Origin of the sequence: Ruegeria sp. HKCCD6119, from assembly GCF_013110585.1 — a bacterium.
Lineage (GTDB): Bacteria > Pseudomonadota > Alphaproteobacteria > Rhodobacterales > Rhodobacteraceae > Ruegeria.
On record NZ_WVQV01000004.1, the window covers coordinates 119,587 to 141,592 of the forward strand.

The 22,006-nt window shown below is 57.0% G+C and carries 18 protein-coding genes; 4 read left to right on the plus strand and 14 right to left on the minus strand.

Annotation, left to right across the window (positions count from 1 at the left end):
- From GS611_RS12175 to GS611_RS12195, 5 genes are all read right to left on the minus strand, one after another.
- Positions 1–768 (minus strand): citryl-CoA lyase, encoded by a 768-nt coding sequence (locus GS611_RS12175; RefSeq protein WP_171635993.1) that lies wholly within the window; start codon positions 766–768, stop codon positions 1–3.
- Positions 765–1,949 carry a CoA transferase gene (locus tag GS611_RS12180; protein ID WP_171635995.1) on the minus strand — a complete coding sequence of 395 codons (1,185 nt, stop codon included), beginning with the start codon at positions 1,947–1,949 and terminating at the stop codon, positions 765–767. The genes GS611_RS12175 and GS611_RS12180 overlap by 4 nt, the downstream gene beginning before the upstream one ends.
- Complete coding sequence (locus GS611_RS12185; protein ID WP_171635998.1) at positions 1,942–3,453, minus strand: tripartite tricarboxylate transporter permease; 1,512 nt, start codon at positions 3,451–3,453, stop codon at positions 1,942–1,944. Before GS611_RS12185 ends, GS611_RS12180 begins: the two co-directional genes overlap by 8 nt.
- Position 3,454: 1 nt before the next feature.
- On the minus strand, positions 3,455–3,937 hold the full coding sequence (locus tag GS611_RS12190; RefSeq protein ID WP_152460311.1) for a tripartite tricarboxylate transporter TctB family protein: 483 nt from the start codon (positions 3,935–3,937) through the stop codon (positions 3,455–3,457).
- 66 nt (positions 3,938–4,003) lie between these two features.
- A complete protein-coding gene (locus GS611_RS12195) occupies positions 4,004–4,984 on the minus strand; it encodes a tripartite tricarboxylate transporter substrate binding protein (protein WP_171636000.1) in 981 nt (326 codons plus the stop codon).
- A 107-nt stretch (positions 4,985–5,091) separates the two neighbouring features.
- Here GS611_RS12195 and GS611_RS12200 point away from each other — a divergent pair, with 107 nt between their 5' ends.
- From GS611_RS12200 to GS611_RS12210, 3 genes are read left to right on the plus strand one after another with little or no spacing between them, the layout of a single operon-like run.
- Complete coding sequence (locus GS611_RS12200; RefSeq protein WP_171636003.1) at positions 5,092–5,760, plus strand: response regulator transcription factor; 669 nt, start codon at positions 5,092–5,094, stop codon at positions 5,758–5,760.
- Positions 5,750–7,117 (plus strand): sensor histidine kinase, encoded by a 1,368-nt coding sequence (locus tag GS611_RS12205; protein ID WP_171636005.1) that lies wholly within the window; start codon positions 5,750–5,752, stop codon positions 7,115–7,117. The genes GS611_RS12200 and GS611_RS12205 overlap by 11 nt, the downstream gene beginning before the upstream one ends.
- Positions 7,096–8,103 carry an extracellular solute-binding protein gene (locus GS611_RS12210; RefSeq protein ID WP_171636007.1) on the plus strand — a complete coding sequence of 336 codons (1,008 nt, stop codon included), beginning with the start codon at positions 7,096–7,098 and terminating at the stop codon, positions 8,101–8,103. The genes GS611_RS12205 and GS611_RS12210 overlap by 22 nt, the downstream gene beginning before the upstream one ends.
- Positions 8,104–8,114: 11 nt before the next feature.
- Here GS611_RS12210 and GS611_RS12215 read toward each other — a convergent pair whose 3' ends face one another.
- The 3 genes from GS611_RS12215 to GS611_RS12225 all read right to left on the minus strand — a co-directional run bounded on the left by GS611_RS12215 (position 8,115) and on the right by GS611_RS12225 (position 12,401).
- On the minus strand, positions 8,115–9,431 hold the full coding sequence (locus tag GS611_RS12215) for an HlyD family type I secretion periplasmic adaptor subunit (protein ID WP_171636009.1): 1,317 nt from the start codon (positions 9,429–9,431) through the stop codon (positions 8,115–8,117).
- On the minus strand, positions 9,431–11,170 hold the full coding sequence (locus tag GS611_RS12220; RefSeq protein ID WP_371732256.1) for a type I secretion system permease/ATPase: 1,740 nt from the start codon (positions 11,168–11,170) through the stop codon (positions 9,431–9,433). Before GS611_RS12220 ends, GS611_RS12215 begins: the two co-directional genes overlap by 1 nt.
- Positions 11,171–11,381: 211 nt before the next feature.
- Positions 11,382–12,401 (minus strand): AbrB family transcriptional regulator, encoded by a 1,020-nt coding sequence (locus tag GS611_RS12225; protein WP_371732257.1) that lies wholly within the window; start codon positions 12,399–12,401, stop codon positions 11,382–11,384.
- A gap of 170 nt (positions 12,402–12,571) precedes the next feature.
- On the opposite strand from GS611_RS12225, the gene GS611_RS12230 reads away from it, so the two are divergent.
- A complete protein-coding gene (locus GS611_RS12230; protein ID WP_348539517.1) occupies positions 12,572–13,204 on the plus strand; it encodes a GntR family transcriptional regulator in 633 nt (210 codons plus the stop codon).
- A gap of 366 nt (positions 13,205–13,570) precedes the next feature.
- On the opposite strand, the gene GS611_RS12235 is transcribed toward GS611_RS12230, so the two are convergent.
- The 6 genes from GS611_RS12235 to GS611_RS12260 form a co-directional block, all read right to left on the minus strand.
- Entirely contained in the window at positions 13,571–16,471 is a 2,901-nt protein-coding gene (locus GS611_RS12235) for a M10 family metallopeptidase C-terminal domain-containing protein (RefSeq protein ID WP_171636011.1), read from the minus strand.
- A 476-nt stretch (positions 16,472–16,947) separates the two neighbouring features.
- Entirely contained in the window at positions 16,948–18,447 is a 1,500-nt protein-coding gene (locus tag GS611_RS12240; RefSeq protein WP_171636013.1) for a mannitol dehydrogenase family protein, read from the minus strand.
- Complete coding sequence (locus GS611_RS12245) at positions 18,447–19,220, minus strand: L-iditol 2-dehydrogenase (RefSeq protein WP_171636015.1); 774 nt, start codon at positions 19,218–19,220, stop codon at positions 18,447–18,449. The genes GS611_RS12240 and GS611_RS12245 overlap by 1 nt, the downstream gene beginning before the upstream one ends.
- The gene (locus GS611_RS12250; RefSeq protein WP_152460302.1) at positions 19,217–20,221 is read right to left on the minus strand and encodes an ABC transporter ATP-binding protein; all 1,005 of its coding nucleotides are present in this window, start codon (positions 20,219–20,221) and stop codon (positions 19,217–19,219) included. The genes GS611_RS12245 and GS611_RS12250 overlap by 4 nt, the downstream gene beginning before the upstream one ends.
- 12 nt (positions 20,222–20,233) lie before the next feature.
- On the minus strand, positions 20,234–21,064 hold the full coding sequence (locus GS611_RS12255; protein ID WP_152460301.1) for a carbohydrate ABC transporter permease: 831 nt from the start codon (positions 21,062–21,064) through the stop codon (positions 20,234–20,236).
- Positions 21,065–21,076: 12 nt separating this feature from the next.
- Positions 21,077–21,943: a carbohydrate ABC transporter permease gene (locus GS611_RS12260; protein ID WP_171636017.1), complete on the minus strand. Its 867-nt coding sequence runs from the start codon at positions 21,941–21,943 to the stop codon at positions 21,077–21,079.
- Between the last annotated feature and the right edge of the window lie 63 nt (positions 21,944–22,006).

Consider the following 22,006-nt stretch of genomic DNA (forward strand, 5'->3'; position numbering starts at 1 on the left):
CTAAGTTTCGACATAGGTCCAGCGATAGGCAGGCGGGGTCGGTCCCTTGTTCCGGCCGCCTTGCTGCATCTGTTCCCACGCATGGGCCAGAATGCCAACCGATCTGGATAGGCAAAACAGACCGCGTGCCAGTGGGGGCGCAAAGCCCAACTCGGCATAGATCACCGCGGTGGCGCCATCTATGTTCATAGGAACAGGCTTTCCTTTGCGGTGCGCCAACTCTGCCTCGATCGCCTGTCCGATCTGTAGGAACTGACCATCACAAGCCCCGTCCGTCACAGCATCACGGACCAACGCCATCAGACGTGGTGCGCGCGGATCCGTCGGCGTGTGGAAACGATGGCCAAAACCCGGCAATATCTTTCCTTCACGCTCGATCCACTCGTCCAGCGTTTGATCCAACCGGCCAGGATGTTGCGCCACGAAATGGTACAGCATAACCGCTTGCTCACCAGCCCCGCCGTGAATATCCCCCAACATGTTCACAGCGCTCGCCATCGCGTTGTTCAGCGGCAGCCCGCAGGTCACGGCCATGCGCGCCGTTGCGATGGAAGGGGCCTGAGGTCCGTGGTCCACGGCGGCGACCAGCGCGGCCTCGAACAACCGGACCTGCGCCCCAGATGGTCGGTCGCCACGAACCATGAACCAGATCATCTCGCTGAAACTGAGATGTCCGATCAGATTCTGGATCGGCTCTCCGCGCAGGTCGATCCGGCCCGGTTCCATATCGATGATGGAAGTCGTCCACCAATTGGACACATCGCTCATATGATGCCTTCCTTGCTCAAAGCGTCCATTTCCGCGCCGGTCAACCCAACTTCAGACCAGATCGCTTTATTGTCTGCTCCAAGTTCAGGCGGCGCGGTTTGGGGCATTTGCCGTTCGCCGTCCATGACAATGGGGCTGCCTGCAAGTTTCATGTCTTCGCCCTGCACTCGAAAAGATCCGATCAGGCCACGACCGGCAAGCTGTTCGTCATCAAGCGCCTCGGGCACGGTCAATACCTGCCCGGCCGGCACTCCGATTGCGTTGAGTTCGCTGACCCAGTCCGATGCCGCTTTGGTCCGCAAGGTCTCCTCCAGCGCCGCGCGCAGGGCGTGGCGATTGCGCTTGCGGTCTTCGCGCGTTTCATAATCCGGGTGGGCCAGCAGGTCTTGCCGGCCCAGATGCCTGGCCAGTGCCTGCCACTGTTCGTCGCGGTTGGCGGCAATGTTGATGGGCGCGTCAGAGGCTGCAAATGTTCCCGACGGTGCTGACGTCGTGTTTTCGTTGCCATGGGCCCCGGGAATGGCACCGGCGATCAGATAGTTCGACACGACCCAACCCATTGTCGAGATCACGGCTTCGGACATCGCCACATCCAGATAGGCCCCGCGAGAATCCGCGTTCAGGGCGGCGGACACTGCAAAAGCAGCCGTCATCCCACCGATCGTGTCCGCCAAAGGATAGCCAACGCGATAGGGTGCGGTGTCTGGACCGCCGGTGACAGACATCACGCCACTGATACCCTGCACGATCTGGTCATAGGCGGGATCGCCTCGGCGTGGACCGTCCTGACCGAATCCGCTTATGGCACAGTAAATCAGGCTGGGGTTCACATCGCGCAAGACGCCATACCCAAGTCCAAGCCGATCCATCACACCGGGGCGAAAGTTCTCTACCAACACGTCGGCTGTCTGGACAAGGCGTTTCAGGAGCGCCTTGCCCCGTTCTGATTTCATGTTGAGCGTGATGGACTTTTTTTCAGCATTCTGCGCCAGAAAGCTGACGCCCATACCGGCCTTGTTTCTGGCGGGATCAGCACCCAGGACGCGGGCAAGGTCGCCACCGTCAGGGCGTTCGACCTTGATCACTTCGGCACCCATGAGCGCCAGTTGATAGCAGCAATACGGACCCGCGAGGACATTCGTCAGATCGAGAACCCGTATTCCTGCCAGTGGCTCAGTCACCGTCGGCAACCCCTGCGGCCCGGGCACGCGCGCGGCGTGCGCGATAGCTGGGCAACAGCACCAGCAGCACCGCGACAACAAGCAGACCCAGCGTCATCGGACGTTCCCAGATGAAAGCAATACCGTCATAGAGCTGCATCGAGCGGGCAAAGTTGTCCTCCATCATCCCCCCGAGGATGAAACCGATCAGCAGCGGCGCAAGCGGGTAGTCGGCAAATTTCAACGCCGTGGCGCAAACACCGAAGCCAACAAGTATCAAAAGCTCGGTCGCATTGTTCTGCCCGATATAGGCCCCCATCAGAGTGAAGAACAAAATGAAGGGGATCAGGTAATTGCGCGGTACCGAGAGAACCTTTGCGATATATGGGATCAGCGGCAGGTTCAGGATTAGCAGAACGAGGTTGCCAATGAACATTGACATGATGACGGCCCAGAATATCTGCGGCTCGTCCAGCATCAGCCGTGGGCCGGGTGTCACGTTCAGGGCAATTAGTGCGCCAAGCAGGATCGCGGTTGTGCCGGACCCGGGAATGCCCAGTGTCAGCAGCGGCACGAAAGAACCGGTGCATGCCGCGTTGTTCGCCGTTTCGGGCGCGGCCAGACCTTTTATTGACCCTTTGCCGAATTCGTCCTGCTCCTCTTTCGGGGCAATGTTGCGCTCGACCGCGTAGCCGAGGAAGCTGGCAATCGTTGCCCCCGCACCGGGCAGAACCCCGATGAAGAAGCCCTGTACAGATTGGCGGCCGATCACCGGCGCGATGGCCTTGGCTTCACTGCCTGTGATGCGCAGGTCCTTGATCTCGCCGTCATCCCCCTGAAGGTTCTTTGGTTTGAGCACCAGAAACAGCGCTTCGGGCAGGGCAAACATGGCCATGGCAAGCGTGATGAAGCCAAAGCCCGATTGCAGATCCATGATACCCATTGTGAAACGCGGCAGGTTGAACAATGCACCTTCACCGACCGTTGCCATGATCAACCCAAGTAGCGTCATGATGACGGCTTTGGCCACTTGACCGGTGCCTGCGAAGGCTGCGATTGCCGACAGGCCCACGACCATAAGCGCGAAATACTCGGCTGAGTGGAACAGCAGTGCCACCGAAGACAGAGCAGGGGCAAAGACCATCAACAAAATGGCCCCGATCGTACCGCCGGCAAAACTTGCAATAGCTGCAACAGTCAACGCTTTGCCTGCTTTGCCTTGGCGGGCCATCGGATAGCCGTCGAAACTGGACGCAACAGTGCCCGCGACCCCCGGCGCGTTGAGAAGGATTGAAGATGTCGAACCGCCAAAGATGGCGCCGTAATACACTCCGGCCAGCAGGATCAGCGCTGCGGACGGGTCGCCCATGGAAATCGCCACCGGGATCATGATGGCGATGATCGACATCGGCCCAAGACCCGGAAGCATGCCGATGAACGTGCCGATCAGGCACCCTGCGACCACCATCAGCAGGTTTTGAATTGAGAATGCCGTTTGCAGACCGATCAGAAGTCCTTCGAGCATGTCAGCCTCCGAAAATGCCCGGCAATGGGCGCATGTAGATGCCAAGAACTTCCTGAACCAGATACCAGACCGCGCCTGTGGCGATCAGCGCGACGGGTAGCATGACGTGCCATTTGCGCTCACCCAGAATGAAAGACCCGAGGATCAGAAAGGCCGAGGTCGAGATCAGAAACCCAACAGGGCGCAGGCAAAGCGCGTAAATCACCATCAAGGCCAGCAACATAAGCGCTTGATCAAGATGGTATTCCCCCAGTCGCCGGTAATCGATATCGGCTTCCTTTGGTTCCGCCTTTTCAAAGCCCAGCAAAATAATCGTGGTGGTGACGACACCCAGAACCGACAGCACTTTGGGGAAGGTGCTGGGCCAGATCGGATTTCGCTGCATGAAAGGGGGCAGGCTGCCGTCCATCGTGAACCAAGCGGCGTAGCCATATGTCAAACACACACCCAGAAGAATGAGCGCGATCCAGCGATCCAGCGCCATGAGAGCCCCTCCCTGTTCCTTTTCGTGGGAAGGCAGAGCGGCGGATCCGCTCTGCCGAAAATGGACTTAGAGGAAGCCCAGCTTTTTCATAAGATCGCCGATCTGCTGTTCCTGCTGCTCCAGGAACGTCTGGAAATCTGCGCCCGAGTTGTGGATGTTGACCCAACCATTGCGTGCACGAACCTCTTCCCATTCCGGGGTGTCGTACATCTTGGCAATCGCTTCCTGGTAGGCGGCCAGCTTTTCTTCGGGCAGGCCGGGGGCCGCGAAGAAGCCGCGCCAGTTCACGAAGGTGGTATCAATGCCCTGTTCCTTCATCGTCATCGCGTCAGGAGCCGCATCAACGCGCTCTTCGGATGTCACGCCGATAATCTTGACTTCACCCGCATTCGCCAGATCGACCGCTTCCGAAAAACCGGTGGACAAGGCGGCGATTTCACCCGACAGCAGGGCCGCCATGGCTTTGCCGCCCGCGTCATAGGGGATGTATTTCACGCCAAGCGCATCCTTGCCCGCTGCTTCCATCACCATCGCGGCGACCAGATGGTCCATGCCGCCGGGAACCGAGCCGCCACCGATCGCTGTGCCGCCTGGGTCCGCATCAAACGCGGCAAGCAGATCCGCCATCGAGTTGATCGGGCTGTCTTTGCCAACAACGATCGCGGCATAGTCGCCGATAGTACCCGAAACCAGCGTCAGATCGCGGAAGTTGTGAGGAAATACACCGGTCAATGAGCGGATCACGATCGGCGTCGAATTCACCATCAGAGTGCCATGATTGCTGTCGGCATTTTCAATCAGATATCCGATGGCTTTGCCACCACCGCCGCCCGACATGTTTTCGTATGACGCCGTGCCGACAAGGCCAGCTTTTGTCAGCGCTTCGCCCGTGCCGCGCGCGGTTCCGTCCCAGCCGCCACCGGCGCCACCGGGGATCAGAAAGTGAATGCTGTCCACGACCTGATCTTCAGCCATGGACGGCCCGGCCAGACCAAAGGCAGCCACAGCTGCAATCAGGGCGCGACGGCCCAGTGTGAATGTCGTCATGATGTCCTCCCATTTGACAACCAGCCGCATGGCGGCTCAGATTGGGTGGAACAAAAACACATCAACCTGACATCAACCTGTCACGCAGAAAAAATAGCAAAAATCCCATGAAATTCCTCCTTGTGGAAGACAATCTTGATCTGGCGAACGCCATCTGTTCGCGCATGAGGTTAGACGGCCATGTGGTTGATCATGCGTCTAAATTGGACGAGGCGACTGCCTTTACCGAAACTCAGGAATACGACCTTATTCTGTTGGATATCATGTTGCCGGATGGGGACGGGCGCGACTTTCTCAAACGGCATCGCGCAGGTCATCTGGACACCCCCGTGATCGTTTTGACCGCACGCAGCCAGGTTTCGGATCGAATCGGTTCGCTGGATCTGGGGGCCGACGACTATGTTACCAAACCGTTCGACCACGCCGAACTCGAGGCCCGCTGCCGGGCCGTTCTGCGTCGCAAATCCGGGAATTCACGGACAACGATTGAAGTGGGCGGAATAGTCTTTGATCCATTGGCAGGCCATCTGACCGTAGGGGATGAGACTGTTTCGTTGCGCAACCGGGAGCTGCGCCTTCTGGAACTGTTCATCAGCGCGCCTGGTCAGGTTTTTTCGAAACAGAAACTGACCGACCGGCTTTTTTCATATGATGACGATGTCTCGGACAATGCAATCGAGGTTTACGTTGGCCGCCTTCGTAAACATCTTGAAGCGTCGGACCTGAAGATCACCACGCTTCGCGGTCTTGGATACAGGCTGGATCATGCCTCCTGATCCTTATGTGTCAGGATCGCTTCGGAACAGGCTGGTCCTGACTTTGATCGGCGGTGCCGCTATATTGGCGTTTCTTCTGTTTATCGCGGTTCGCAACTATGCCGCACAGGTCGCGCAACAAGGGCAAGACAACATCCTGGGGGCGTCGGTCACCTCAATTCTGGACGCAGCCGCCTTGCGCGACGGTCAGTTGGAGGTTGATATTCCCTATGCAGCTTTCGCCATGCTCAGCACACCGTCCGACGACCGGGTTTTTTACGCGATTTTTCAGGATGGCGCGTTTTTGTCAGGTTATGAAGATCTGCCGCCGGCCACAGGGCAATTCGACGGCAAGTGGAGCTTTCAAACCAGTCGGATACGGGGTGAAACCATACGTCAGGTCAGTGCTCGGCGAACGCTGGTGGGCCTGAACAAACAAACCGTCATCGAGGTCGCGTTGGGCCAAACGCAGGACGCGCTTGCGGAAACTCTGGACCAGATTTCACGCAACGCGGCGATTTTGGGCATCGGGTTCTTTGCTCTTGCCGCTGCGCTGTCATTCTGGGCCACCTCGTCCACGATTGGCCAATTGAACAGGCTTACGACCTCTGTCACCCGGCGCGGTCCGCAGGACCTGAGCCCATTCAAAAAGCCCGTACCCCGCGAAATGGCGCCTTTGGTGGCGTCGTTGAACTCTTTGATGGGGCGACTGGATCAGTCACTGAGCCAATCGGAAGATTTCATCGCCGAAGCGGCCCACCGGGTGCGCACCCCTTTGGCAACCGTTCGATCTTATGCCGATGCCACGTTGCAGAGGGTTGAAAAGGAAGAAAATCGCGAAGCATTGCGCTCGATGGTGCGGGCCATTGATGAAAGCTCGCGCGCGGCGGGGCAATTGCTGGATCATGCGATGATCACGTTCCGCGCCGATCATCTGGAACGCGAAGACATTGATCTCAATGCTTTGGTCCGTGATCTGGTGCAGCGTCTCACGCCAATCGCCGAGATGAAGGACTTGTCGCTTTCCCTGAGTGGCGATCCAAAGGTTTCCTACTCGGGTGATCCGATTCTTATTCAAAACGCTGTGCGCAACATGATCGACAACGCTCTGAAATATGCCCCTGCCGACAGTGTCGTACGCATCGAGGTCGTTTTGGAGCCACGCATTCAGATAATTGTCAAAGACCGTGGGCCGGGGTTTCCTCCTGACGAGATCGGCACTTTGACGCGCCGTTTCGAGCGCGGGAAGAACGCAAGCGGAACCATCGGATCCGGATTGGGCCTTACAATCGTTCAGGACGTTGCATCTGCACATGGTGGCACACTGGAATTGACCAATCGACAGGGGGGCGGCGCGTGCGTTATCTTATCGCTTTGATTATCTTCAGTCTTCCTGTCGTTGCTGCCGCCCAAACCTGGGAGGACAGGCAGGTTTTCAACGCCTCGGCGGATGAGGCGCATCTACGCGTGATCTCAAGCACGGACACCTTTCTGTTCGAACCCTTGATTGCGGGTTTCATCGAAGAAAACCCCGGTATCTCTGTCGAATACCTGGTGACCGGCACCGCAGATATTGACCGAATAGTCCGCGCCGCGCCGGAAGACTTCGATGTCGTCATATCCAGCGCGATGGACCTGCAACTGAAGCTGGCAAACGACGGTTTTGGGCGTATCATCGACGACATACCGCTGCCATCCTGGGCGCAATGGCATCAAAGTCTTTTCGCGTTTACATCGGAACCGGCGACAATCGTAATTAACCGCGCGGCCTTTGCTGGCGGCCCCATCCCCGAGACCCGGCAACAACTGATTGAAATCCTTCGTTTGCGTCCCGATGATTTCAGGGGCCGTGTGGGCACCTATGACATCCGTCAATCCGGTCTGGGATATTTGTTCGCAACGCAGGATGCCCGCGCGTCCGAGACGTATTGGCGGCTTATGGAGGTGATGGGTGGATTGGACGTGCGCCTTTACTGTTGTTCGGCGGATATGATCGATGACCTCGTCAAAGGTGAGATTGCAGTGGCTTACAACGTTCTGGGCAGCTATGCCGAAGCCCGTGCTGGAAGCAAGGACGCGGTGGAAATCATTCTGCCGTCGGATTTCCAGACGACCATGATGCGCACGGCCATGGTTCTAAATGGCACGCCGCAACCGGATGCGGCCACGTCTTTTCTCAAACACCTGATTTCCAACCAAACCAAACGGGTAGGCGACCCCGTTACCTTGCCGCCCTTAGCCCCACACGAAACTGGCACCGATCGGGAAACGATTGGGCTGGACCCAGGGCTCATGACATTTCTGGACAGGCTGAAACGCCGCCGTTTTTTGGCTGAATGGGAAAACGCGGTCATCCAGCGATAACCGCGTCCGCATCATTCGCGAAACGCGCGGTTGAAGTAGTCTGCCATCGGTTTCACAAGATAGGACAACGGCGTGCGTTCGTCGGTCTTGATCAATGTCTCAACCGGCATACCCGGCAAAAGTTCCTGGCCATTGAGCCGGTCTATCTCACCGTCATTCAGCACCACTTCGGCGCGGTAAAAGGTGAAACCGGACTGTTCATCCGTGAACGTGTCCGCCGAGACGTTGTTGACCTGTCCTTCAAGTTCGGGCGTTTCGCGTTGATTGAACGCAGGAAAGCGCAGGGCAACGGATTGCCCGACATGCAACTGATCCACATGGATCGCATCCACCCGCGCTGCGACCAACAGCGGCGTGTCCTGCGGAACCACATACATCATGGGTTCACCCGGCTGAATGACCGATTGCAGGGCGAAGACCTGACTGCCGTAAACCGTTCCGCTGACAGGTGCGCGAATTTCAAGCCTGGCCAGACGTTCCGCCAGGGACAAACGTCGTTCCCACAGCTCTGCCACCTGCGCCTGAACGTCCCGCAAAGTGGTGATCGCTTCTTCCCGCCGGGTCGCGGTCAGTTCGACAATCTTGATCTCGGTTGATGCAATCTGTCCTTTAAGGCGCGCAACGGAGGCTTCCAGTTTGCCGATTTCGCCTGTCAGACTGGCTTCTTCGCGTTGCAGCGCCAGCACGCGACTGTTTTGTGTCAGACCCCTGCTCAACAGGCTTTGCTGATCCTTCAACTCCGCCTCGATCAACTCTGTCTGGCGGCGCAACGAGACCAACTGAGCCTGCGTGCCTGCGATCTCGCTTTCTATCTGAACCAACTGTTTGCGCAGTTGTTCGTCCTGCTTGGACAGCGTTTCCAACCGGGCATCGAACAGGTTCTGTTGCCCTGCAATCAGGTCCGGATCGATATCGTATTCTTTTTGAACCTCAGCCAGGCGCGCCGCCAATTCTTCGGATGTCAGGCCATCCCGCTCGGCCTCCAGCCGGGCCCGGCGGGCCAAAAGATCAAAGAGTTGAGATTCTACAATCGTCTGTTCCGAAGACAGAAATGTGTCATCCAACCGCAAAAGCAAATCGCCCGAGGCAACCGTATCACCGTCGCGCACGAAAATCTCGCCAACCACGCCGCCGTCAGGATGTTCAACGACCTGACGGTTGCTTTGAACTTCGATGACACCCGAAGATACAATCGCCCCGGCCAGCCGCGTTTTCACGGCCCAAAGGCCCAACCCGCCGACCAGAATGCCAAGGGCAAGAAATCCCACCAACGCAGGTATTTTGATGCCCCAGACGGGGACGGGTATCTTGGTTGATTTTTTCGCCATTATTCACCTACGGGGCTAAGCTTGCGCTTAATCGCGCCCGCATTCTGGACCATTGCGTTCAAAACCTCATCGCGACTGCCAAACCTCACCACCTGGCCTTTTTCCACAACAGCAAGATCGTCACATTCCGAAATAGCCTGCGGGCGGTGCGTCATGATGATGGCAGCCTTTCCCGCTTCCTTGAGGCCGCGCACGGCAGCATTCAAAGCTTCGGTGCCATCTGCGTCGAGGGCCGAGTTCGGCTCGTCCAAAATGAGAAGGACCGGGTCGCCATACAGCGCTCGGGCCAACGCAATACGCTGTTTCTGGCCGCCCGACAACTGACTGTCATTGCCTTCAAGAAAGGTGCCGTAACCCTTTTCCAATGACAGAATCAGTTCGTGTGCCTTGGCCTTCTTGGCCGCCGCCACCACCGCTTCTGAATCCGGGTTTTCCGACATCCGTGCAATATTCTCAGCAACGGTTCCGTTGAACAGGGTCACCTGCTGCGGCAAGTATCCTATGTGGCTGCCCAGATCGTTGGGATCATATTGGTCCAACGTGGCGCCGCCCAACCGGATCTCGCCAGCTGCCGGTCTCCAAAGCCCAAGCAGAGCCTTGGCCAGGGTCGTTTTGCCCGACCCACTTTTGCCGATCACACCAAGCGCCTTTCCCGGCTCCAGTTTCAGGTTCACATTTCGCAAGGTTGGCGCAGAAGCACCCGGAGGGATTACCGTCAGGGATTTGGCTTCCAACTGGGATTTTGGGATCGGCAAACGAATCCGCTGTTCCTCTGGCGGTGTCTGGTCCAGAAACCGGTTCAGCGAATTCCAGGCCGTGCGGGCCCGTTCGACCAAACTCCATTGGCCGACAGCCTGTTCCACCGGGGCCAAAGCCCGTCCCAGGAGAATCGAGCCCGCAATCATCGCCCCGGGCGTCATTTCGTTTTGCAATACCAACCACGCGCCCAAAGCCAGCATGGCAGATTGCAGAAAAAGCCGAAGCGATTTCGTCAGCGACGTGAAGCTACCAGTCCAGTCACTAGCGGAAATGCTTTGACGTAAAGCTTCGGAACGCTGGTTCAACCACCGCCGGGTCACGTCCGCCTGCATTCCCTGAGAGCGCACAACCTCTGCTGCTTGCCTTGCGTGTTCGGAAAAGGCATTCGCCCGCGCCGCCGCGGATTGTGCTTCGGCCACCTTGCGACTGGTCAGGGCCTGGTTGAGCAATGCGATCAGCACAAGCAACACGCCACTTGCAACGGCCAACCAGCCAAGCAGAGGATGAAAAATGAAAATCGCCCCCAGGAAGACAGGCGTCCACGGGATATCCATAATTGCAAGCAGCACGGGCGAAGAGCACAAGGTGCGAATGGTCTCGAGATCCCGCAATGCAGTCGCCGGAGCCGATCGCACCTGGGGCACCAGAGACCGGCGCATCGTGGCTTCGAAAACGCGCTCATCCAGCTGCGACTGGAACCGTGCACCAAAGCGGGCAACGATGCGACCGCGCGCATAATCCAGCATGGCCATCAGCGCATAAAGCAAAGCGACAAGCAAAAACAGTGCGGTCAGAGTTTCAACTGCCCGAGAACCAAGAACCCGATCATATACTTGCAGCATGAACAGCGGACCTGTCAGCATGAGCAGGTTGACGAAGATGCTGAACAAAAACGCCAAGGCCAGAAAGGCAATGCCCTGATTGCGCACGTTGCGCAATTCATGGCGAGGGGCCGCTGATAGGCGGTGTTTAGGTTTCACAGTTTACATTCCACATCATTCGGACAGGCATCGCCGCATTTAGAAAGTTAGTTCAGCATTGCCAAGTTTGCACATGTTTTTTTGAGCAAGAAACCGCAGACAGCGGGATGGAAGAAGCACTTTTTGGCCAATGCCACAAAGAGTGTTTCAACCTTTGAACGCGGTGCTTCCGGCGCGCGGAAACTATGCGGTCGCGGCCCAAAACACCTGGCTAATTCCGAGGTCTGGAGCAGCGCAAGATCAGGTTAGCGGCGACGGGCGCGCCGATGATGACCAGCACGATCCGCGTTAGGTGATGGCTGATTACAAAGCCCAGATCAGCGCCCGAGACGATGGCCAGAACCGTCATTTCGGCCTGCCCCCCCGGTGCGAAAGCCAGAAAGGCTTCGACGGGCCGCCCCAAACCAAGAGACGTGACAATGGCAGTGAAACCTGCTGCCAGAACTGCAAGTACGAAAACATATGCAACGCCCGCAGCAACAACCCGGCGCAGCTCCCCCCAGGTTACGCCAACAAATTTTTCTCCAATCGCGCAACCGATGAAAAACTGCGCGACCAGCACGGCTTCGCGCGGCGGGCGCGAATGAATGAAATCCCCCAACGACAAAGCCGCCGTTAGGATCATCGGCCCAAGGATGGATGCGCCGAAAAGCCCTATTCTCTCTCCGCCTTTCCAGCCGATGAAAGCCGCCAGAACCATCAGCAGCAGTTCATGAACGGGAAGCTCACGCGCCGGCTGTCCTATGGGATTGGTGAGTTCCGCATCGTAGAAAAGCGTCAGGAACAACGGCGCCAAAGTGACGATGATCAACACGCGCGTACCGTGGATCAGGGAAAGGGTTCTTGGGTCGGCTCCGGCTTCGGCGCCGAAAATGATCATGTCCTGCAAACCGCCCGGCATCGCTGCGTAAAATGCGGTTTTTTCGTCAAATCCCCAGATTTTTCGAAAAAACGGCACACCAACAAAAGCAATCAGGATTATGAAGACGGGAACCAGCATGATCGATGTGGCCATCTTGGGCAGTTCGACGAAAAGTGCCGGCGTGATCGAGGCACCGACTGCTACGCCCAGAATCGTTCTGGCGGCAACGGAAATCTGCCCAAACCCTTGCATTGGCGCCTGGGCAAGCGCGGCGATCAGGCAAGCTGCCATGGGGCCGAACAAGAACGGCAGCGGCAGGTCCAACACCCAAAAGACCGCTGTGCCAAGCACTGCAATTCCAAACGTCACCCACCTTTTCACAAGGGGGGAGGGGTGGTTCTTCAAGATGAGCAAAACCTGAATTCCATTGCCATTGACCCGTAATGTGTTCAACTGTATTCTTTTGGATACAAACTGCAAGCAAGAACATGATGACCTTTCAGGACGACTCAATTCAGCCAGGCCCCCAAGGCAATTCCGTGTATCAACGGTTGCTGGACGAGATTCGCGAAGGGGCGCTTTTGCCCGGCGATCGCTTGAGAGAGATTGACCAGTCCAATCGGTTGGGCGTCAGCCGAACTCCTGTGCGCGAAGCGATCCGACAGCTCGAGACGGATGGGCTTGTCACGCATGTGCCAAGGCAGGGCGCAACGGTCCGAAGCCTGAGTTATGCCGAGGTAATGGAGCTTTATGAGATGCGTGCCGTGCTTGAAGGCACTGCGGCCCGTCTGGCGGCCCGAGCCGCGTCAGATATCGAATTGGACGAACTTGAGGTTCTGAACGACCAACTTGCCCAGGCAGGTACGGGGCCAGAGGCCGCCCGGATCAACAGGGTATTTCACGCCACCCTGTTGGATGTGGCCAAAAACCGGTTTCTGGCGAAATCCATGCTTTCATTGCAAAAAGCGCTGCTGATACTCGGACCGTCGCAACTGTTGGACAATGAACGGGCGGATGCCGCAGTCGCGGAACACAGGCGCATTATGGCAGCCCTCAAGTCGCGTGATAGTGCTGCCGCCGAGATGGAAATGCGAGCACATATTCAAGCCGGCCAGAGGATGCGCATTCGCGCCCTTCAGGAGCGCGACCGCACAGCCGATCAGGACCAATAGGACCAACGGATTATTCCTCCTAGAAACGTTGCCTAGAATATCACCGTGATCGATGGCGGCAGTTCGCGCGGCACCCTATGGGTTTTGGACGTTGCCAGACCCGCCTAGAAACTCCGGTGCTGCCTTGCTGGCGGCAGGGTGTGTTGCCGCGGCTCCGCTCTGGCAAAAGCCCGACCCAAATCCTGGCGATCCGTCCGCTTGGGCTGGCGTTTTTTGCTTTCGTCCAGCTGTTAGGTTCGACAGAGCTGACAACGCGGGCCCGGAAGCCCGGGGCACTGATCGAAATCGCAAGCCTAAGCAGCGAACTACGCCAGAAACTGCACCGTCAGTTTGACAGAACGGGCCGCCTCCAGCGCCAATGCACATCTATATCCAAAAGCTGTCTTCTTCCAAAAGGGGCATCAGTGCCGGGCTGATCTCGTCACCCTCGACGTCCACATTGCCACTCGGAACGGCGGCCAATGCGTCTTCGGAAACGGAAAGCGCTGTGTCCTGAGCCTGATGCAAGCTCACCAGCGTGTAGACGTCTTCTGCGTCTTCGGGCGCCTCAAGATCAGGGGCGAACTTCAGATAATCGACCGTTTCATCCCAATCGGTCTCTCCCAATACTTCTTTCTGATCGCCTTCCGAAAGCCGAGCGAGCTTGGGCAATTGGTACCCCACAGTTCCACTGCCATCGATATCAAAACCATAGAAGGATTCGACCGCCACCACGTCAGCGACGGTGTTGGAACTGACATATACACCATTGGAATCCGTGACCCATTCACCGTAGGACCCATCCGCATTCTTCCACAGCACCCGGTAGCCGCCACCTGAAGCCTCGGCGTGAATGGCCTGCCAGCCGGAGAAGCTGTTCGGTCCGACGGTGGCGTTGTTGAATGTCAACTTGGTGGTGCCGCCAATCAGATATTCACCTTGGGTTGTCGCCCCCAGCGTCGTCGCGCCGCTGGATTCAATGCTGATTGTTCCATGCCCCGTCAGCCCGTCATTGTTCAGGTCAACGCCATAAAAGACCTCTACATCCGCAACATTGCTGATTGTTGTGCTGCTCTGGAATTCACCGGCCGCATTCGTCGTCCATTCACCGTAGGACCCGTCCGAGTTCTTCCACAACACCCGATAGCCGCCACCGGATGCCTCGGCCTGAATGGCCTGCCAGCCCGCGAAGCTGCCAGGACCGGCATTAACCTGGTTGAGCGTCAAGTCGATGCTGCCGCCGATTACATATGCGCCATTGGTTGACGACCCCAGCGTCGTTGAACCGTTGGATTCGATGCTGGTCGTGATATGGCCGATTTGCCCATCATTGTTCAGATTTGCGCCATAGAAGACCTCGACATCCCTAACGTCGTCTATGATGCGGCTGCTGACAAAACGACCACTGGCATCCGTCACCCATTCCCCGTACGTCCCATCCACGTTTTTCCACAGCACTTTGTAACCGCCGCCCGAAGCCTCGGCGTGAATGGCCTGCCAGCCGGGAATACTGCCCGGGCCGGCTTTGGCACCGTTGAGGGTCAGTTCAATGGTGCCGTTAATCAAATACGAACCCAGGCTTGACGAAACGAGCGTCGTGGAGCCGTTGGTTTCAACCGTGACCGTACCATGCCCCGTCAGCCCGTCATTGTTCAAATCAGCGCCATAGAAGGTCTCAACATCAGCCACGTTGCTGATGCTGCTGCTGCTGAGGAACTGCCCATTGGCATTTACGGTCCATTCCCCGTACGTCCCATCCACGTTTTTCCACAGCACTTTGTAACCGCCGCCCGAAGCCTCGGCGTGAATGGCCTGCCAGCCGGCGATCGTGTTTTGACCAACAGCCTGACCATTAAATACCAGCGTCACGTTCGAGCTGCCTGCATCCAGAACGTAAATGCCCTGACTTGCATGTTTCAGTGTGGTGCCGGTCGTCTCGATATCCGAAAGCTGCATGGCAGCTTCGATATTCGAACGAGTATACGCCTGTGATCCATTCAGGAACTGAATGGCCTCGACGTCATCTTCCAGCGTGAAGGTGATACGTGAAACGGCATCGATAAATTCGTATTTCGTGCCGTTTTTAATGAACAGATAGCTGCTGATGGCGCTGACAAATCGGACTGTGTCAGTACCGCTTCCTCCGGAAAACGAGCCGGCATTGTTGGTCACAATGGCCCAATCGTCGCCCTGGCCGCCGAAAACCTGGTCTGCACCGGAACCGTTCGCCAGATAAATGGTGTCGTTCCCCAAACCGCCATAAACGGTGTTGTTGTTGGTTCCGTCGGACACTGAATAGATTTTGTCGTGACCATGGTTGCCATTCAGAACGTTCTGAGCGGTATTCCCGACGATCACGTCGTCACCGGTCCCACCGATCGCGTTTTCAATCACAACGCCATGCGCGATTGTAAAGCCGCCCTTTATACCCTCTGCGTAAGACACTACGCCGCCGCCGGTCTCGGAATAATCCAGTGTTGCGGCCCGCAAGTCGATCCGCGCCTTCGAACTGCCGACATGCTGGATGGTATCGTTTCCACCAGTATCCCAAATAGACTGATAGCCGGTACCCGCGACGTTTGCCCAAGGAAGCGTGTAGGTATTGTTGGCAGAGTTGTGGTTGGTATTGGCGCCATACATCGCCTGCAGCGCAGCAATGTCCAAAGCGCCAAGACCCGTTGAACCACCATAAGTCGCGTTAACAGAGAGAATTCCGTTCTTTTCGGTCCAGCCATCATTATACGACATCACCGTGTAGACACCCTGATTCAGGCTGCCGGCCCCGAAAGAGTCAAATGGCGATGTGACGCCATTCATCACGGTTGTACCCAAACCGGTGTCGTGGGGGTGACCCAACCCAAGCGCGTGACCCAACTCATGAAGCAACGTAGTAAAGAAAAACCCGCCCGGATCGCCGTTTCCATTTGTTCCGGCAGTCCAGTAAGCGGTGTTGAAAGCGCCTGCGGAGGGACCACTTGATGGCGTATAGTGGTAGCCAAGCGTTCTGGGATTTGAAAAAAAACTTGTGGGCGCAATAACTTCCACCAAGTCGGCGGAAGCGCTGCCGGATTCGACAAAAGTCACATTTGCGACGGCCTCGATGGCAGAAAGAGCCGCTCGGAATTCCGCCTTGTATTCCGCAGTCCACGCTTGTGTGCCCGCGTATTGTTCGAAGTGATAAGAAATTGTGGTGGTCGAAGGATTGCCGTCAACGTAGGCAACATAACCTTGTATTGGACTGAGCGGCGAAGAAGCGGAAGGTCTTGGTATTATAGTCGTAGTTGCCATTGCTCAGCCCTGTACCTCGGAAGATTAGATTGCACTCGGATGCACGCTCAAATTGTTCTTTTTATGACAAACTACTATGCACCGATCTTTTTGAAACAGCAGGTGCACCATGTTTCAAATGACACTTTCTTTCAACGGCAGAACCGTCTCATAAGTGCAACAGAAACCCGTGTTCCTTGGCTGAACCGGGCATCTGCGGCCGTTTAGGGTTTAGGCATTCTGCCAAATATTTTTTAATTTTTTTGGACCCGTTCTCGAAGCTTTTGATCCGGTGGCAAGCTTTCGCTTATTCCATGGACTCTGTAGTGGGGATTTGCCCAAGGCGGTGAACCGGTCAGAACCGCCGAGGGTAACATCCATGCCATTTTCGGCAGATTGCAGGCCCTATTTGCGCCAACGTCAGACAAAGCTCCAAGGGCCAGATACCGGACCGCATAGGCACCGAGCGAACTGAGCCTCGTGAATGATCTGTTACGTTAACCGTTCGCGACATACTCAGCAATGGCGGCCCGGCTGCCACGCTGCCATATCAGGGTCAGCCAGCGGGCAAAGGCGTTGGAAAACTGTGTACTGATCCCAAAGTCACCGCTGTAGAACCCCTGTTCCAGCCAAAGCTCAGGATCAGTTTTGGACGCTTTTGCGGTGCTGTTCAGGCCTTCCCACTGGGGATCATTGGGAGTGATCTCGGAGCCATCCTCACGAATACCCGCACACATCCGGCACCAGAACGCTTCGGCAAGGGCGAGCCCGTTTGCAGAAGACCCTGATGCAAGTGCATCGCGCAGCGACGGCAGCAAAAATCCGGGATGTCTCGCCGATCCGTCAAATGCAACCCTGCGTGTGGTGTCGTGAATCGCCGTGTTTGCAAATCGGCTCTCGATCAACTCAAGGTACTCATTTGCAGTGGTCTCGGGAACCGCTTCGACATGCGGAAGGATTTCTTCGACCTGCACTTTTCGAAAAAACGCCACGATGTCCGGGTCCTTCATGCAGTCGGCAATCGTCGAAACATTCATTATTTCTCCGACATTTGCCAACAGTTGATGACCTCCGTTCAAAATGCGCAACTTCATGGTCTCGTAACCATGGACGTTGTTGGTCAGTATTGCTCCGACGTTTTCGAGGGGCGGACGCCCGGCGCAGAAGGCATCCTCGATGACCCATTGGCGAAAGTTCTCATGCGAGACGGGCGCTCTGTCATCGACGCCAAGGGCGCGGCATTGCGATACCAATTGGTCGGTGGTCGCTGGTACGATGCAATCCACCATCGAGTTGGGAAACGCGCCATGCCTGTCGATCCAGTCGGCCAGTTCCGAGTCGGACATGCGCGCCAATCCCACAACACAGTTTCGCAAAATCGTTCCGTTGCCCTGAAGATTGTCGCAGCTGAGCGCCGTGAACGGGGTCGACCCCTTGGCGCGCCGTTGTCTGAGTGCCGCAACCATCGCGCCGAAGGCCGTACGGGGCTGATTGAGGTTTTCGGCGTCATGACGGATATCTGCGTGATCGAAATCGAATGCGCCGCTGTTGGCATCCAGAAAATACCCCCCCTCGGTAACAGTCAGCGAAACGATCCGGGTGGCCGGATCTGCCATCGCGTGGATGAGGGCAGCGTTGTTTTCTTCGATCGGCAGGTAGTCGATCATCGGGCCAACCACCTCGGCGGACATTCCGTTTGGCCCTAACTCGATCAGCGTTGTGAGGCAATCCTGCGCCAGCAATCGTTCTCGCATGACAGCGTCATAGCTTCGCACACCCGCTCCGACGATTGCCCAGTCATGGGCCAGCCCCTGCTGCATGAGCTTGTGAACATACCAGGCCTGATGCGCGCGATGGAAATTACCCAATCCAATATGAACGATGCCCGGCGTCAGATCCGAACGTTCGTACATCGGGGTCTTCACGGTGGTTGGCAGCTTGGACAGACTCTCTTGCCGCAGCCGTGCAGGGGTTTTTGCGTTCGCCACAGGGTCCATCAGCTCATCCAATTTCCGCCGTCGACGTTGTAAGTCTGCGCGACGATGTACCTGGCCTCATCAGAGGCCAGAAAAACCGCCATGCCTGTCAGGTCTTCCGCGCGCCCCATGCGGCCATATGGAACAGCTGCCGCCACTTCACGCTTCTTCTGGCCAAGGGGCTTGCCTTCGTGTTTTGCAAAAAAGGCGTCCACACCATCCCAGTGTTCGCCATCGACGACACCAGGGGCAATCGCATTTACGTTGATCCCATGAGAAATCAGGTCCAGCCCCGCCGATTGGGTCAGGGATATGATCGCCGCCTTGCTGGCGCAGTAGACAGCGACCAAAGGTTCACCCCTTCGCCCGGCCTGCGAGGCCATATTGATAATTTGGCCTTTGGTTCCGTGCTCGATCATATGTTTGGCGACGGCCTGCATCGTAAACAGCGCGCCCGCGACGTTGATGTCAAAAACGCGATTGTAGTCGGCGCGCTCGATCTCGACGATTGGTGCGGCGGTGAAGATGGCCGCGTTGTTGATCAGAATGTCGATTGGGCCGAATTGCGTCGCGGTTTTGGCTATGGCCCTATCGATGCTTTGCTGGTCGGTCACGTCCATTTCGACAGCGAAAGCCGCCGCGCCAATTTCAGCGACCGCGTCCTGTGCCCGCTGGATGTCGATGTCGGCAACTGCGACCCGCGCGCCCTCTGCCACATAGGCCTTGGCAAATGCCAATCCAATGCCCCGCGCAGCCCCTGTGATCAGGGCGGTTTTGCCCGTCAGACGTTTCATTCGATCCGCAGACCGTCTGCGTCAAATCTGTGGATCACATCGGCGCGTGGGGTCAGATGAATGCGATCCCCATGGCGGAAACCAACCTCGCCATCGGCACGAACAGTGATTGTCTCGGCCAATCCGGTGTCGTGGACGTGGAAAAATGTGTCCGAACCAAGATGTTCAGAGACGCTGACGCGCCCGGACCATTCTCCTTCGGAGTCCGACACCGCGATGTGTTCCGGTCGAATGCCGATCGTTTGTGCGCCATGCTTTGCCGCTTCGGGCCCTTCGATAAAATTCATCTTGGGCGAGCCAATGAACCCCGCAACAAACAGGTTGCGTGGCGTTCGGTACAGTTCCAGCGGGCTGCCAACCTGTTCGATCACGCCAGCCTGGAGCACAACGATCTTGTCCGCCATGGTCATGGCTTCGACCTGATCGTGGGTGACGTAGATCATCGTTGTCGCGAGGCGTTCATGCAGCTCGCTGATCTCCAACCGCATGCCCACCCGCAACGCTGCGTCGAGGTTTGAAAGGGGTTCATCGAACAGGAACGCGGCCGGCTCACGAACGATAGCCCTACCAATGGCGACGCGCTGGCGTTGACCACCGGACAACTGGCCCGGGCGGCGATCCAGGTAATCGGTCAGGTTCAGGACACTGGCCGCGCCCTCAACCCGCTTGTCGATTTCAGCCTGATCCAGTTTCGCCATGCGCAGCGGAAATGCGATGTTCTTGCGAACGGTCATATGCGGGTAAAGCGCATAGGACTGGAACACCATTGCCAGCCCCCGCTTGGCGGGTGGCACGTCTGTTGCGTCTGCTCCATCGATTTCTATGTGGCCACTGGTGATGTCTTCCAGCCCGGCGATCAGGCGCAGCAGCGTGGATTTGCCACAGCCCGAAGGGCCGACGAAAACGGTGAACTCGCCATCTTCGATGGTCAGGTCCAGCGGAGGGATGACCTGAACGTCGCCGAAGCTTTTGGTCACGGACTTGAGTTGTATGCGTCCCATGAGGAATGCTCCTTATTTCACAGCGCCGAAGGTCAGGCCGCGGACAAGTTGTTTCTGGCTGAACCAGCCAAGGATCAGGATGGGTGCAATTGCCATGGTCGAGGCCGCGCTGAGCTTCGCAAAGAACAGGCCCTCGGGGCTGGAATAGCTGGCGATGAAGGCCGTGAGCGGTGCCGCGTCAACAGCGGTCAGATTGAGGGTCCAGAATGCCTCGTTCCACGCAAGGATAAAGTTCAGCAGGACGGTCGAAGCGATGCCGGGAATGGCCATGGGGGTTAGGACATAGAGGATTTCCTCTTTCAGCGTCGCCCCATCCATCCGTGCGGCTTCCAGAATTTCACCCGGAATTTCGCGGAAATAGGTGTAAAGCATCCAGACGATGATCGGCAGGTTGATCAGCATCAGCACCACGACCAACCCTCCGCGCGTATCCAGAAGGCCCAGTTGGATGAACAGCAAATAGATCGGGTACAGCACACCTACGGCCGGCAACATCTTGGTGGACAGCATCCACAACAGGATGTCCTTGGTTCGTTTGGACGGAACAAACGCCATCGCCCAGGCGGCGGGCACGGCGATGATCACGCCCAGCATGGTCGACCCACCGGCGATGATCACCGAATTCCACAGAAACCGCATATAGTCCGAGCGTTCCTGCACGATGGCGTAGTTTTCCAGCGTCCAGTCAAAGTTTAGGAACAACGGAGGGCTGGCAATGGCCTGCGCTTCGGTTTTGAAGCTGGTCAGGATCGTCCAGAGGATCGGGAAGAAAATCAGCAGTCCCACGGCCCAGGCAAGGGCGGTGTTCAGCGATTTGCGTCGGGATGTGACAGCGCGGGCCATGGGTTTTCCTCCTCACGCGTCCAGGTTCTTGCCGACGATGCGCATCAGGAAGATCGCAACGATATTGGCGAGGATGATTGCGTAGACACCTCCGGCTGATCCGAGACCAACATTCTGGCTCTCCAGCACACGCTGGAAGATCAGGTAGGTGAGTGTACGGGTACCGAATGCGCCGCCGGTGGTCACGAAGATCTCGGCGAAGATCGACAACAGGAATATTGTCTGGATTAGGATTACGATGGTGATCGCGCGGCTCAGATGCGGCAGAATGATGTGGTAGAAGCGCTTCAGAACCGGTGCGCCATCCATTTCGGCTGCTTCCAGTTGCTCGCTGTCCAGCGACTGAATTGCGGTCAAAAGGATCAGCGTTGCAAAGGGCAGCCATTGCCACGAAACGATCATGATGATCGAGGTCATCGACGCCTCGGACAACCACGAGATCGGCTCGGCCCCGAAAAAACGCCACAGATGGGCCAGCAAACCATTGACCGGGTCCATGAACATATTCTTCCACACCAGCGCAGACACGGTGGGCATCACGAAGAACGGCGCGATGACAAGGATACGGACAATGCCTTGCCCCCACATCGGCTGATCCAGCAGCATGGCGAGCAGAATTCCGAGAATGACGGTTATGATCAGAACACCGCCAACAATGACCAGTGTTGCCTGCACCGCGGGCCAGAATGTACTGGACGAGACAAAGCGGACGTAGTTGTCGAACCCGACCCAGCCCAGATCACCCCCGCGCAGAGGCAGATATTTTTTGAAAGAAAAGTACAGCGTCATCGTCAATGGCACGAGCATCCAGCCAAGCAGCAGGACCACTGCGGGTGCCATCATCAGGCGAGCAACGGATCGGGAGTGTTGAGTAGCCATTACGCAAACCCTCTCTGTTCAGGCGTAACTCAGCCTGCGAGAAAAACGCGAGTTGTGGAAGTG

What these genes read in the sequence shown, in the direction of transcription:
- GS611_RS12175 (WP_171635993.1), bottom strand. Translation starts at nt 768, where the DNA reads ATGAGCGATGTGTCCAATTGGTGGACGACTTCCATCATCGATATGGAA.
- GS611_RS12185 (WP_171635998.1), bottom strand. Translation starts at nt 3,453, where the DNA reads ATGCTCGAAGGACTTCTGATCGGTCTGCAAACGGCATTCTCAATTCAA.
- GS611_RS12190 (WP_152460311.1), bottom strand. Translation starts at nt 3,937, where the DNA reads ATGGCGCTGGATCGCTGGATCGCGCTCATTCTTCTGGGTGTGTGTTTG.
- GS611_RS12195 (WP_171636000.1), bottom strand. Translation starts at nt 4,984, where the DNA reads ATGACGACATTCACACTGGGCCGTCGCGCCCTGATTGCAGCTGTGGCT.
- GS611_RS12200 (WP_171636003.1), top strand. Translation starts at nt 5,092, where the DNA reads ATGAAATTCCTCCTTGTGGAAGACAATCTTGATCTGGCGAACGCCATC.
- GS611_RS12205 (WP_171636005.1), top strand. Translation starts at nt 5,750, where the DNA reads ATGCCTCCTGATCCTTATGTGTCAGGATCGCTTCGGAACAGGCTGGTC.
- GS611_RS12215 (WP_171636009.1), bottom strand. Translation starts at nt 9,431, where the DNA reads ATGGCGAAAAAATCAACCAAGATACCCGTCCCCGTCTGGGGCATCAAA.
- GS611_RS12235 (WP_171636011.1), bottom strand. Translation starts at nt 16,471, where the DNA reads ATGGCAACTACGACTATAATACCAAGACCTTCCGCTTCTTCGCCGCTC.
- GS611_RS12240 (WP_171636013.1), bottom strand. Translation starts at nt 18,447, where the DNA reads ATGGACCCTGTGGCGAACGCAAAAACCCCTGCACGGCTGCGGCAAGAG.
- GS611_RS12245 (WP_171636015.1), bottom strand. Translation starts at nt 19,220, where the DNA reads ATGAAACGTCTGACGGGCAAAACCGCCCTGATCACAGGGGCTGCGCGG.
- GS611_RS12250 (WP_152460302.1), bottom strand. Translation starts at nt 20,221, where the DNA reads ATGGGACGCATACAACTCAAGTCCGTGACCAAAAGCTTCGGCGACGTT.
- GS611_RS12255 (WP_152460301.1), bottom strand. Translation starts at nt 21,064, where the DNA reads ATGGCCCGCGCTGTCACATCCCGACGCAAATCGCTGAACACCGCCCTT.
- GS611_RS12260 (WP_171636017.1), bottom strand. Translation starts at nt 21,943, where the DNA reads ATGGCTACTCAACACTCCCGATCCGTTGCTCGCCTGATGATGGCACCC.